Annotated in this window: 9 protein-coding genes and 2 pseudogenes; 1 reads left to right on the forward strand and 10 read right to left on the reverse strand. The window is 71.3% G+C overall.

Annotation, left to right across the window (positions count from 1 at the left end):
• The 5 genes and pseudogenes from ACH4ZA_RS30170 to tkt all read right to left on the reverse strand — a co-directional run.
• Positions 1-435: pseudogene (locus tag ACH4ZA_RS30170) on the reverse strand (glucose-6-phosphate isomerase); the annotation flags it as partial.
• Positions 428-1,363 (reverse strand): glucose-6-phosphate dehydrogenase assembly protein OpcA, encoded by a 936-nt coding sequence (gene opcA, locus ACH4ZA_RS30175; RefSeq protein WP_398432494.1) that lies wholly within the window; start codon positions 1,361-1,363, stop codon positions 428-430. The gene opcA and the pseudogene ACH4ZA_RS30170, both read right to left, overlap by 8 nt.
• On the reverse strand, positions 1,360-2,904 hold the full coding sequence (gene zwf / locus ACH4ZA_RS30180) for a glucose-6-phosphate dehydrogenase (protein WP_398432495.1): 1,545 nt from the start codon (positions 2,902-2,904) through the stop codon (positions 1,360-1,362). Before zwf ends, opcA begins: the two co-directional genes overlap by 4 nt.
• Entirely contained in the window at positions 2,901-3,326 is a 426-nt protein-coding gene (locus ACH4ZA_RS30185) for a hypothetical protein (RefSeq protein ID WP_398432496.1), read from the reverse strand. The genes zwf and ACH4ZA_RS30185 overlap by 4 nt, the downstream gene beginning before the upstream one ends.
• Positions 3,327-3,354: 28 nt before the next feature.
• A complete protein-coding gene (tkt, locus tag ACH4ZA_RS30190) occupies positions 3,355-5,430 on the reverse strand; it encodes a transketolase (protein ID WP_398432497.1) in 2,076 nt (691 codons plus the stop codon).
• Positions 5,431-5,597: 167 nt separating this feature from the next.
• Here tkt and ACH4ZA_RS30195 point away from each other — a divergent pair, with 167 nt between their 5' ends.
• Positions 5,598-6,506, forward strand: coding sequence for a helix-turn-helix domain-containing protein (locus ACH4ZA_RS30195; protein WP_398432498.1), 909 nt, complete (start codon positions 5,598-5,600; stop codon positions 6,504-6,506).
• Between the two features lie 166 nt (positions 6,507-6,672).
• Here ACH4ZA_RS30195 and ACH4ZA_RS30200 read toward each other — a convergent pair whose 3' ends face one another.
• The 5 genes and pseudogenes from ACH4ZA_RS30200 to ACH4ZA_RS30220 all read right to left on the reverse strand — a co-directional run bounded on the left by ACH4ZA_RS30200 (position 6,673) and on the right by ACH4ZA_RS30220 (position 12,401).
• On the reverse strand, positions 6,673-8,064 hold the full coding sequence (locus ACH4ZA_RS30200; RefSeq protein ID WP_398432499.1) for a glycoside hydrolase family 16 protein: 1,392 nt from the start codon (positions 8,062-8,064) through the stop codon (positions 6,673-6,675).
• 234 nt (positions 8,065-8,298) lie between these two features.
• Positions 8,299-8,460, reverse strand: coding sequence for a GNAT family N-acetyltransferase (locus ACH4ZA_RS30205; RefSeq protein ID WP_398432501.1), 162 nt, complete (start codon positions 8,458-8,460; stop codon positions 8,299-8,301).
• A gap of 104 nt (positions 8,461-8,564) precedes the next feature.
• Positions 8,565-9,785, reverse strand: a pseudogene (locus ACH4ZA_RS30210) (RNA-guided endonuclease InsQ/TnpB family protein).
• Positions 9,786-10,161: 376 nt separating this feature from the next.
• Positions 10,162-11,004 carry an alpha/beta fold hydrolase gene (locus ACH4ZA_RS30215; RefSeq protein ID WP_398432502.1) on the reverse strand — a complete coding sequence of 281 codons (843 nt, stop codon included), beginning with the start codon at positions 11,002-11,004 and terminating at the stop codon, positions 10,162-10,164.
• Positions 11,005-11,621: 617 nt separating this feature from the next.
• Entirely contained in the window at positions 11,622-12,401 is a 780-nt protein-coding gene (locus ACH4ZA_RS30220) for an IclR family transcriptional regulator (RefSeq protein ID WP_398432503.1), read from the reverse strand.
• Positions 12,402-12,429: the final 28 nt, after the last annotated feature.

Here is a 12,429-nt window from a genome sequence, read left to right on the forward strand (position 1 = left end):
GCGGCGTCCGGTGTGCCCGGTCCACTCGCCTGAGCGCACCCGCCCGGCGAACGCGGCCATCCTGTCGAGCACGGCGTGCACCGCCGGGACGACGTCCTCCCCGTCGACCTCGACCACCGCGTCGCGCGGGGCGCGCAGCGCGGTGTGCAGCACCGCACGGTCCTCGGTGGTGTTGATCTTCTCGCCGCGGAACATCGCGTCCCGGAGCCCGAACACGTCGACGGCCGCGGCCAGCTCACGCAGCAGTCGCAGCGTCTCGTCGGTGACGAGGTTCTTCGAGTAGTCGATGCGCAGATCGCCGACGCGCACCACGTACCGCTCGGCGCGCTGCGGGTCCGCGGCGAACAGGTCCCGCAGGCCCGCCTGCCGTCCGGCGCGGTGGTCCTGGAGCGCGGTCCACTCGGGCCGCCGGTCGGGACGGGGGGTCTCAGACATGAGCAGGGGTCTCCTTGGTGCCCTCGCCCCGCAGGGCGACGGCGTACATCTCGTCCGCGTCGAGGCGCCTGAGCTCCTCGGCGATGAGTTCTGAGGTGGTGCGGACCTTCAGCGCGAGGGTGCGCGAGGGCTGGCCGGGCAGGGTGAGCGTGGCCAGCGGCCCCTCGGGGCGGTCGATGACGATCTCGCCGTCCGCGGTGCCGAGCCGCACGGCCGTCACCACCGGGCCGTCGGTGACGACACGGTCGATCGTGACCTTCAGCCGCGCCTCCAGCCAGCGGGCCAGCAGCTCCGCGGCGGGGTTGTCGGCCTCGGCCTCGACGGCGCCCGAGACGATCGGCACCCGGGCCTGGTCCAGGGCCGCCGCCAGCATCGAGCGCCACGGGGTGAGGCGGGTCCAGGCGAGGTCGGTGTCTCCGGGGGCGTAGGAGCGGATCCGGGTCTCCAGGGCCTGCAGAGGGTTCTCCACCGCGTAGAGGTCGGTGATCCTGCGCTGGGCCAGCGCGCCCAGCGGGTCCTTCGACGGGTTCTGCGGCGCGTCGACGGGCCACCACACCACGACCGGCGCGTCCGGCAGCAGCAGCGGCAGGACCACGGAGTCGGCGTGGTCGGAGACCTCGCCGTAGGTCCGCAGCACGACCGTCTCGCCGGTGCCTGCCTCGGAGCCGACGCGGACCTCGGCGTCGAGCCGGGACCGGGTGCGCTCTCGCGGGGTGCGGGCGTGCCGCTTGATGACGACGAGGGTGCGCGAGGGGTGCTCGTGCGAGGCCTCCTCGGCCGCCTTGATGGCGTCGTAGGCGTTCTCCTCGTCCGTGACGATCACCATCGTCAGGACCATGCCCACGGCCGGTGTGCCGATCGCGCGGCGGCCCTTCACCAGCGCCTTGTTGATCTTGCTTGCTGTGGTGTCGGTCAGGTCGATCTTCATGGCCTGCGCCAGCTCCGTCCGTCTCGTGCGAGCATCTCGTCGGCTTCCTCGGGTCCCCAGCTGCCCGAGGGGTACTGCGCGGGCCTGCCGTGCCGTGCCCAGTACTCCTCGATCGGGTCGAGGATCTTCCAGGACTCTTCCACTTCCTGGTGGCGCGGGAACAGGTTGGCGTCGCCGAGCAGCACGTCCAGGATGAGGCGCTCGTACGCCTCGGGGGAGGACTCGGTGAAGGACTCGCCGTAGGCGAAGTCCATCGTGACGTCCCGGATCTCCATGGAGGTGCCGGGCACCTTGGAGCCGAAGCGGACCGTGATCCCCTCGTCCGGCTGGACGCGGATGACGATCGCGTTCGCCCCGAGCTCCTCGGTGGCCGAGGAGTCGAAGGGGGAGTGCGGGGCCCGCTGGAAGACGACCGCGATCTCGGTCACGCGCCGGCCGAGCCGCTTGCCGGTGCGCAGGTAGAACGGGACGCCCGCCCAGCGGCGGTTGTCGACGTTCAGCTTCACGGCGGCGAAGGTGTCCGTGGTGGAGGACGGGTCGATGCCGTCCTCCTCGAGGTAGCCGCGCACCTTCTCACCGCCCTGCCAGGCGCCCGCGTACTGGGCCCGCACGGTGTGCCGGCCCAGGTCGTCCGGCAGCTTCACGGACTGCAGCACCTTGAGCTTCTCGGTGAGCAGCGAGGCGGCGTCGAACGCGGCCGGCTCCTCCATGGCGGTGAGGGCCATCAGCTGCAGCAGGTGGTTCTGGATGACGTCACGGGCCGAGCCGATGCCGTCGTAGTAGCCGGCCCGGCCGCCGATGCCGATGTCCTCGGCCATGGTGATCTGCACGTGGTCCACGAAGGACCGGTTCCAGATCGGCTCGAACATGGTGTTGGCGAAGCGGAGCGCCAGGATGTTCTGGACGGTCTCCTTGCCGAGGTAGTGGTCGATGCGGAAGACCTGGTCGGGTTCGAACACGTCGTGCACCACCGCGTTGAGCTGCTGGGCGCTCACCAGGTCGTGGCCGAAGGGCTTCTCGATGACCGCGCGCCGCCAGGAGCCCTCCGGAGCCTTCGCCAGCCCGTGCTTCTTGAGCTGCTCGACGACCTTGGGGAAGAACTTCGGCGGGACGGAGAGGTAGAAGGCGAAGTTGCCGCCGGTGCCCCGGGACGCGTCCAGCTCCTCCACGGCCGTCTTGAGCTGCTTGAACGCCGTGTCGTCGTCGAAGTCGCCGGGGATGAACCGCATGCCCTCGGCGAGCTGCTGCCAGACCTCCTCGCGGAACGGCGTGCGGGCGTGCTCGCGCACCGCGTCGTGGACGATCTGCGCGAAGTCCTCGTCCTCCCAGTCGCGGCGGGCGAAACCGACGAGCGAGAAGCCCGGCGGGAGCAGCCCGCGGTTGGCGAGGTCGTACACCGCCGGCATCAGCTTCTTGCGGGACAGGTCGCCCGTCACCCCGAAGATGACGAGGCCGGACGGGCCCGCGATGCGGGGCAGGCGCCGGTCGCGGGGGTCCCTCAGGGGGTTCTCCCAGGCCGCGCCGAGACTGCTGCTGCTCATTCCGCGTCAACTCCCTTGCTCATCGTCGACTTCGTGACCGCGTCCGGAAGGCCCTGCCACGCCGCCGCGGATCCGGTGACGCCCTCGTGCTCCGACCGGGTGACCCCCTCGTCGTGGGGGACGCCCGGCGTCTCCGGTGCGGCGGGGCCGGCGGCCGCCCGGGCGCGGTCGCCGGTGACCGTGTCGCCGGTGGCCTCGCCGCGGTCGGCGGCGGCGGTCTCCGGCGTGGTCCCGGCCATGGCGCCGACCGTGCCCGGCGCCGCCATGCCGTCCACATACAGCGTGTCCTCGTCAGCGGGATCCTTCACGCCGGCGGACGCCCACAGCAAAGGCCGCCGCACCTTGCCGGCTCCGGACGGCCTTCTCCGGCGTTCGCCGGCCGGGCCCCTGAGTGCGCCCGCGATCGCGGTCGCTTCGGTCACTGTGATCATCTTCTTTCTGGCGTTCCGGTCAACCGCGTGCGGCGGCCACGGATTCCCGGGCCGCGGCGGCGACGTTCTCGGCGGTGAAGCCGTACTCGGCGAACAGGGTCCCGGCGTCGGCGGAGGCGCCGAAGTGCTCGAGGGAGACGATGCGTCCCGCGTCGCCCACGAACCGGTGCCAGGTCAGGCCGATGCCCGCCTCGACGGCGACCCGGGCCCGCACCGACGGCGGAAGCACCCGGTCGCGGTAGTCCCGGGGCTGCTCCTCGAACCACTCCACGGACGGCATGGAGACGACGCGGGCGTCGATCCCCTCGGCCCGCAGCGCCTCGCGCGCGCCGACGGCCGGCTGCACCTCGGAGCCGGTGGCGATGAGCACCACGTCGGGCACGTCCGAGGCGGAGTCCAGGAGCACGTACCCGCCCTTCGCCGCGTCCGGGTTCGGCGGGTACGCCGGCAGGCTCTGGCGGGAGAGGGCGAGGCCGTGCGGGGCGGGCCGGGTCGCGTGCCGCCGCAGGATCTCGGCCCAGACGAGCGCCGTCTCGTTGGCGTCGGCCGGACGGACCACGTTCAGGCCGGGGATCGCGCGCAGCGACGCGAGGTGCTCGACCGGCTGGTGGGTGGGGCCGTCCTCGCCGAGGCCGATGGAGTCGTGCGTCCACACGTACGTCACCGGCAGCTGCATCAGCGCCGCCATGCGGACGGCGTTGCGCATGTAGTCGGAGAACACCAGGAAGGTGCCGCCGTAGACGCGTGTGTCGCCGTGCAGCGCGATGCCGTTCATCGTCGCGGCCATCGCGAACTCGCGGATGCCGAAGTGGACCGTACGGCCGTACGGGTTCGCCCCGGGCAGCGTGTTGCCCTCGGGAAGGAAGGACGACGTCCCGTCGATGGTGGTGTTGTTGGAGCCGGCGAGGTCGGCGGAGCCGCCCCACAGTTCGGGCAGCACCGGGCCGAGCGCCTGGAGCACCTCGCCGGACGCGGCGCGGGTGGCGACCGACGCCCCGGGTTCGAACACCGGGAGCGCGTCCTCCCAGCCGTCGGGGAGCCGGCCCGCGACGATCCGGTCGAACAGGGCCGCCCGCTCGGGGTTCGCGGTGCGCCACGCGGCGAGGCGCCTGTCCCAGGCGGCATGGGCCCGCGCGCCCCGGTCGAGTGCGGCGCGGGTGTGCGCGAGGACCTTGTCCTCGACCTCGAAGGTCTTCTCCGGGTCGAAGCCCAGGACGCGCTTGGTGGCGGCGACCTCGTCCGCGCCGAGCGCCGAGCCGTGCGCTGCCTCGGTGTTCCGCGCGTTCGGGGCGGGCCAGGCGATGATCGTGCGCAGCGAGATGATCGACGGGCGGCCGGTCTCGGCCTGAGCCGCCCGCAGGGCCTCGTGCAGGGCGGGCACGTCGACGTCGCCGTCCCCGGCGGGCTCGACCCGCCGGGTGTGCCAGCCGTAGGCCGCGTACCGCCCGAGCACGTCCTCGGAGAACGCGGTCGCGGTGTCGCCCTCGATGGAGATGTGGTTGTCGTCGTAGACGAGGACGAGGTTGCCGAGCCTTTGGTGGCCGGCCAGCGAGGAGGCCTCCGCCGAGACGCCCTCCTCCAGGTCGCCGTCGGAGACGATGCCCCAGACGGTGTGGTCGAACGGCGATGCGCCCTGCGGGGCGTCGGGGTCGAACAGTCCGCGCTCGTAGCGTGCGGCCATCGCCATGCCGACGGCGTTGGCGACGCCCTGACCGAGCGGACCGGTGGTCGTCTCGACGCCGGCGGTGTGTCCGTACTCGGGGTGTCCGGGCGTCTTCGAGCCGTGCGTGCGGAAGCGCTCCAGGTCCGCCAGCTCCAGTTCGTAGCCGGCCAGGAAGAGCTGGGTGTAGAGGGTCAGCGAGGTGTGGCCCGGGGACAGCACGAAGCGGCCGCGTCCGGTCCACTCCGGATCGGCCGGATCGTGCCGCATCATCTTCTGAAAGATCGTGTAGGCCACCGGAGCCAGACTCATGGCGGTGCCGGGATGGCCGTTGCCCGCCTGCTGGACGGCGTCAGCAGCCAGGAGCCGTGCGGTGTCGACGGCGCGCCGGTCGGTGTCGGTCCACGTGAAGTCGTTCGGTGTCTGCGTGCTCATCTTCAAGAGATCCTCGATGGGGGCGAGCCTGCGGCTCTGGCGTGTTCAAACTTAAAAGTCTGACTTTTCGGCGGATAGGTCTCCCTGTGTCAGGCTGTGGTGAAAGTGGGACACCCCCGGGCGACAGATGAGCCCCCGGGACGGCAACTGGGCGGCGCGAGCAGGACATGGCGGACACACCTACCCGAGGCGGCGCCGAAGGCGGCATCAGAACCTTTCCCTTCCCGGTCGAGCACAGCGTCGGCGGCATCGGCATGCAGGTGGGCCCGATGGGGCCCGCGCACGGCGGCCGCTCCTGGCACACGGATGCCCCCGCGGACCGCGTGCACCGCATCGACTTCCACGTCGTGATGCTGTTCGACGCCGGTCCCGTCCACCACATGATCGACTTCACCCGGCACGAGGCGGCGGCAGGCGACGTGCTGTGGATCCGCCCGGGCCAGGTCCACCGCTTCTCGAGGTCGAGCGAGTACCGCGGAACCGCCCTCACCATGCAGCCCGGCTTCCTTCCGCGGGCCACCGTCGAGGCGACCGGTCTCTACCGCTACGACCTGCCCCCGCTGCTGCATCCGGACGAGGCGCAGCTCGCGGGGCTGCGCGCGGCGCTGACGCATCTGCGGCGCGAGTACGACGACGGGGCCGAGGGCACCCTGCCGCTCAGCCTGCACACGGCGGTGCTGCGGCACTCGCTGACGGCGTTCCTGCTGCGGCTCGCGCATCTCGCGGCGAGCGGCGCGGAGGCGACGCGGCGTCAGGCGGACACGACGTTCACGCTGTTCCGGGACGCGGTGGAGAAGGAGTTCGCCGTCAATCACAGCGTCAGCGCCTACGCCGACGCCCTCGGCTACTCACGGCGCACCCTGGTGCGGGCGGTCCGGGCGGCCACCGGCGAGACGCCCAAGGGGTTCATCGACAAGCGGGTCGTCCTGGAGGCGAAGCGGCTCCTGGCCCACACGGACCTGCCGATCGGCCGGGTGGGCGCGGCGGTCGGCTTCCCCGACCCGGCGAACTTCTCCAAGTTCTTCCACCTGAACACCGGTCAGACCCCGGTGGCCTTCCGCGCCGACCAGGGATGAGCCCCCAGCGGCGCGGATCGGTGTCGCCGGACCGGTGTCGTCGGACCGGTGTCGTCGGACGGGACACGACGGACCGGAGAGGACGGTCCGGAGATGACGGGGCAGGACGTCGCCGGGCGGCCGGCCTCGGTGCGAGGTCGGCCGCCCGGCGTCGTCGAGCCGTCGGTCAGTGACCGAAGGTGAACCAGTTGACGTTCACGAAGTCCGCGGGCTGACCGCTGGTGAAGGTCAGATAGACGTCGTGGGTGCCGGTGACGGAGCTGATGTTCGCCGGGATCGTCCGCCAGCTCTGCCAGCCGCCCGTGTCGGCCACCGCGAAGCTGCCGACGGGAGCGGCGCTGCGGCTGTCCAGGCGCACCTCGACCAGCCCGCTGACGCCGCCCGCCGCGCCACCGGCGACCCGGGCGCTGAACTGGGTCGCCGCCGACGAGCCGAACTTCACGCCCTTGTACAGCGCCCAGTCGCCGTTGGCGAGGGCGCCGATGTTCTGACCGCCGCCGGTGTCCGAGGTGGACTCGGTGATCGTGCCCGACTGGCTGTCGTACGACTCGGCCTGGATCGTGCCGTAGGCGTCCCGGCCGCCGGTCGGCGGGGGCGTCGTCGTGCCGCCGCCGCCCGCGGCCTGCAGCACCTGCACGTAGTCGACCACCATCGGACGGCCCGGCTGGGTGTCGCCGTCCAGACCGCCGCCGAAGGCGTCGGGGAACGCCCCGCCCATCGCCACGTTCAGGATGACGAAGTAGCCGTGGTTCGTGGCGTTGGCCCACGTCGTCGCGTCGACCTGGTTCGCGGTGACGGTGTGGTAGTTCACGCCGTCGACGTAGAAGCGGATCGCCTCGGGGCTCACCGAGCGGTCCCACTCCATGCTGTAGGTGTGGAAGCCGGACTGGCAGGTCGTGTTCGGACACGCGACGGAGTTGCCGATGCCGGTCGTCTCGTTGCACGGGCCGCCCGGGTTGGTGCCGCAGTGCATCGTCGCCCACACCTTGTTCAGGCCCTGGACGTTCTCCATGATGTCCAGCTCGCCGACGCCCGGCCAGTTCTGGTAGTTGCCCCGGTACGGTGCGCCGAGCGCCCAGAACGCGGGCCAGTAGCCCTCCGCGGCGGTACCCGTCACGTTCGGCATCTGGATCCGCGCCTCGACGCGCAGCTTGCCGCCGGACGGGGGCTGGAAGTCGGTGCGGGTGGTCTCGATGCGGCCGGACGTCCAGCGGCCGGCGGAGTCGCGCAGCGGGGTGATGCGCAGGTTGCCGTTGCCGTCGAGCGAGACGTTGGCCGTGGCGGCGGTCATCGTCTCGACCTCGCCGGTGCCCCAGTTGGCCGGTCCGCCCGGATACGAAGTGCCGGTGCTGTACTGCCAGTTGGAGGTGTTCACGCCGGTTCCGGCGGCTCCGGTGAAGTCGTCGAGGAAGACCTGCGTCCAGCCGGACGGCGGCGTGGGCGCGGAGGCGTTCGCGGGCAGGGTGACGGCCGCGGCGGCGGCCGCCGCCAGACCGAGCGTGCTGAGCACGGCGATGAGCGCGCGTCGCCGTCGGGGGATGCCGGAGGTTGCACTCATGAGGGGGGCCTCTCGGGTACGGAGTGATGGCGCGGGTGCCTTTCCCATCCTTTGAGAGCGCTCTCAAAGTGCGCCCAATGTGCTCTTCGCCCCGAGGGTCGTCAAGAGTTAAAGCGAAGAAACTCCTTTCACGGCCCGGAAGTTCAGGGTGTGAAGCGCCCAAACGGGCGAAAGCGCGCCGCGCGCAGCGCAGTTGACGACCGGACCGTGTGGCCGCCCCGTCCGCGCACCGCCCTACGCGAGGGGGTGGTCGTAACGGATGAACCCGCGGAACTCCGCCACCTTGTCGTACAGGGCCCGGGCGGTGGCGTTGCCCTCCTGGGTGGTCCAGTAGAGACGGTCGGCCCCCCGCTCGCGCGCCGCGCCCGCCACCCGCTCGATCAACGCACGCGCCACGCCCCGGCCGCGGGCCGCCTCGTCGATGTAGAGGTCCTGGAGTTGACATGCTCCTCGCCCTGAAGGGCGTGGATTCTGGCCTTCTCTGACTGGTTGCCGTGCCGCTACGCGGCACGGTGTCCGGTCGGGAATCCGTGGCTTCCTGTTTCTTCACGCCGTGCCAGGACTGCTCCTGGTCTTACCGGCGCTCCGCAGGCTGTCGCCGCCAGTCCGGCGGCCTGTTCGATGTTGAGTGCGGCGTTGTGGTCCCGGTCGTGGACGGTGCCGCAGGCGGGGCAGGTCCATTCGCGGATGTCCAGGGGTTTGGGTCCGTCCTTGACACCGCAGGCGGAACAGACCTGGGAGGTCGGTTCGAACCGGCCGATCCTGACCAGGGTGCGGCCGTACCGCTCCGCCTTGTACTCCAGCATGCTCACGAACGACGACCAGCCCGCGTCATGCACGGACTTGGCCAGCCTGGTGCGCGCCAGCGCCTTCACCGCCAGGTCCTCCACCGCGATCCCTTGGTTCTCGGAGATCAGCTTCGTGGAGAGCCGGTGGTGGAGCTCACGGCGCGCGTCGGCGACCTTCGCGTGGGCACGGGCGACCTTCACCCGCGCCTTCTCACGGTTCCTGCTTCCCTTCCGTTTGCGCGACAGCTCCCTTTGGGCCTTCTTCAGTTTCTTCTCCGCGCGCCGCAGGAAACGCGGCGAGTCGATCCTCTCGCCGGTGGAGAGGACCGCGAAGTGGGTGAGGCCGAGGTCGATGCCGACGGTGCGGTCGGTGGCGGGCATCCGTGCGGCGTCGGCGGCGGGGTCGGCGTCGATCACGAACGAGGCGAAGAACCTGCCCGCCGCGTCCCTGGCCACGGTGACGCTGCTGGGGACGGTCGGCAGGGTCCGGGACCACTTCACCTTCACCGCCCCGATCTTCGGCACGCCCGCTGGAGCATCACCGGCGGCGGGCGTCTGAACCTGTTCGCGGTGAAGCGGATGGACTGCCGGGCGTCCTTGCGGGACTTGAAGCGGGGCGGGCCGAGCTTCGGGCCCTTGCGCCTGCCGGTGAGAGAGGCGAAGAAGTTCCGGCAGGCCGGCGTCCCGCAGGGACTGCTGGAGCACCACCGCGGACACCTCACCCAGCCAGGACCGCTCCCTTGTCTGTTTGGCTTCGGTGATCAGTCTCTTCGACAGTTGACCGGCCGTGGGGAACGGCCGCCCCGTCCGCCGGGCGTCCTCACGGGCACGCACGGCGTCGTTGAACACGACCCGGGCGCACCCGAACGCCCTGGCCAGCGCGGCCTGCTGAACGGCGTCCGGGTACAGGCGAAACCGGTACCTGAGCTGCATGACGATCACACTAGGCATCTCGAACCCACGTCGCCACCGGGAACATACGAGCGACCCTTCACCGTCACGAAGCTGGGTCCGGCTCCCCCGCAACGCCCCCGCGACGCTCCGCGTCGCGACCACCGGATTCGCTTCACCCCCGGCCCGAAGGCCGGAGCGCTGCGAATGAATCCCGGTAGCCGCGCGCCAGCGCTTCCCAGGCGGCGCGGTCCTGCGGGGCGAGCGAACCGGTCTCGATCATGGTCGCGCATTCTCGCCGAGGACGGCGACCGCGCCAACCGGGTTTCCCCGCACGGGCGGAGGTCGGCGACGGCGGTGCGGACGGCACCGCGGCCGACGTCGTGTTCGCGACCTCGTGGGCGAAGGCGTCCGGATGTCAGCCCAGCTTCGTGACGATGTCTGCGACCTGGTCCGGCATCGACAGGAACGGCGAGTGGGAGGCGTCCAGAGCCACCACGGATGTCGAGTTGTCCGGGAAGGCGGCGTCGGCTTCCGTGATGAATCTGCGCTGCAGCGCCGGGCGTATCGCCATGTCCTGCGCGCAGGTGACATAGGTTCGCGGGATCGATCCCCAGCCGTCTCGGGTCAGAGTCGTGGCACCCGCCGCGATACCGACCGGGGCATCGGGTGACAGCAGGCCGAGAGCGGCATCGGCGACGACCGGATCCACGTCGCCGAAGAATGCCTGACGCAGTTGCTGCCGGTAGGCCGCATTCTCCGACGCGAGGTCGAAACGTAGCGCGCCGATCACGGTGGGATCGGCACGTAGGGATGGCCCGACGAGCTCGCCCTCGTTGTCGGCCGACTGAATGTACGCGACAGCCGGGATGTCCGAGGCCGGCATGAACGCCGTCAGGTACACCATGTGTCCGACCAGCTCCGGCACTTGCTGGGCCGCACGCGTCAATACTGTGCCGCCCATGCTGTGGGCCACCACGGTGACCGGACCTCCGCGGCCGACCTGTCTGATCTGCGAGGCGAGAAGGTCGGCCGCTTCGTCCAGGCCGACACCCGCCACCGGAGAGGCCTCTGTGGCGACAGCGTCAGGATCGAAGGGGCGTCGGGAGAGGCACTCCGGCCGACGGGCGTTCAGCCCATGTCCTGCCATGTCCACTGCGACTGCTTGGCGACCGGCCGCCGTCACTTTGGCGATGACCTCACTCCAGCACCAGGAACCGTGCCAGTAACCGTGCAGGAAGAGCAGGGGTGTAGATGTCATGGCCACTCCTTTGTTTCGGCCGACGCGGCCACGAGCAGGCGCGTGCGCTCCAGGGAAGGACCGGCGTCATGGGTGAAGGAATCTTCACTCAGAGAACAATCGCAATCAATGTGATCCACATCACTCATATTTCAGGTCAGTGTGGACCTCGGTCGACTGTGCCCCTGGCGGCCTGGGCGCCGGGACGGCGGTACGCGTCTGGCCGTGGTGTGGTTCCACGGTAGGGCACACCGCCGGTGACAGCAGGGTCAGCGGCGCGCGTCGTCGGGTGCGAGCGGGCCGGTGACCTCGGCGAACGCTTCCGCCAAGGGGTGGAAGCAGCGCCGTGACGACGGCAGGCACCGCTTCCCCCTTGCCACAGATCACGGGGCCGCTTCACGTACGGCCCCGAGAACATCACCGCAGGTCGTGATCAGCGATCCCGCAGATAAACAGGGCGATATCTGCGGGAAGGCCTCAGAAGGGGCCGGCGCCCGACGCGCGCCGCCCACCAGGGTCGACGAAGGCTGGCGCCGGTTTTCGTTCCGATGTTCCTCGGCCCCCTGGTCGCGCATTCTCGCCGGGGGCGCAGGTCAAGCCAACCGGGTTTCTCGCGCGGGTCGGCCCGGGGCGGCGGGTCAGTCGCGGCGGTCCTGCGGCTGCCAGCCGAGCGCCCGGGAGATGCCGCGGGCCGCGAGGCGCACCGCGGGGGCCAGGATCGGGACCTGGGCGTCGGCGTGGGGGACCACGACCGAGACGGCGGCGGTCACCGCGCCGTCCGGGCCGCGCACCGGAGCGGCCACCGAGAGCGCGTCGTCGGTGACCTGACGGCTGCTCACCGCCACACCCGTGAGCCGTACCTGGGCCAGCGTCCGGCGCAACTGGACGGGATCGGTGAGGGTGTGGGCCGTGTAGGACGTCAACGGACCGGCGCAGTAGTCCTCTTGGAGCTCCGGGCTGCCGTGCGCCAGCAGGGCGAGCCCGACGCCGGTGACGTGCAGGGGCCAGCGGGCGCCCACCCGGATGTGCACGCCGACCGCCGACCGTCCGGACAGCCACTCGGTGTAGACGACCTCGTGGCCGTCGCGCACCGCCAACTGCACGTTCTCGTGGGTGGCCTCGTACAGGTCCTCCAGGTACGGCAGTGCCGCCTGCCGCAGTGCCAGGCCGCGCGGCGCGAGCGCAGCGACCTCCCACAGCCGCAGCCCCACGTGGTACGTGCCCGACCCGTCGCGCTCCAGGGCGCCCCAGTCGGTCAGCGCGGCGACCAGCCGGTGGGCCGTGCTGAGCGTCAGGCCGGCGCGACGGCTGATGTCGGTGAGGGACAGCGCGGGATGCGTGTGGTCGAACGCCGCCAGCACGGCGAGCAGGCGGTCGGGCGCGGAGCGGGCGCTGCGGGCGGGTGCCGGCCGGTCCATCGGGTCCTCCTCACGGCATGGGGCTGAC

The organism is Streptomyces sp. NPDC020597 (genome assembly GCF_044335095.1).
In the GTDB taxonomy this organism is placed as follows: domain Bacteria; phylum Actinomycetota; class Actinomycetes; order Streptomycetales; family Streptomycetaceae; genus Streptomyces.

Bases quoted from the DNA above. Each gene is read 5' to 3' on its own strand.
- opcA (WP_398432494.1), bottom strand. From the start codon at position 1,363: ATGAAGATCGACCTGACCGACACCACAGCAAGCAAGATCAACAAGGCG.
- zwf (WP_398432495.1), bottom strand. From the start codon at position 2,904: ATGAGCAGCAGCAGTCTCGGCGCGGCCTGGGAGAACCCCCTGAGGGAC.
- tkt (WP_398432497.1), bottom strand. From the start codon at position 5,430: ATGAGCACGCAGACACCGAACGACTTCACGTGGACCGACACCGACCGG.
- ACH4ZA_RS30195 (WP_398432498.1), top strand. From the start codon at position 5,598: ATGGCGGACACACCTACCCGAGGCGGCGCCGAAGGCGGCATCAGAACC.
- ACH4ZA_RS30200 (WP_398432499.1), bottom strand. From the start codon at position 8,064: ATGAGTGCAACCTCCGGCATCCCCCGACGGCGACGCGCGCTCATCGCC.
- ACH4ZA_RS30215 (WP_398432502.1), bottom strand. From the start codon at position 11,004: ATGACATCTACACCCCTGCTCTTCCTGCACGGTTACTGGCACGGTTCC.
- ACH4ZA_RS30220 (WP_398432503.1), bottom strand. From the start codon at position 12,401: ATGGACCGGCCGGCACCCGCCCGCAGCGCCCGCTCCGCGCCCGACCGC.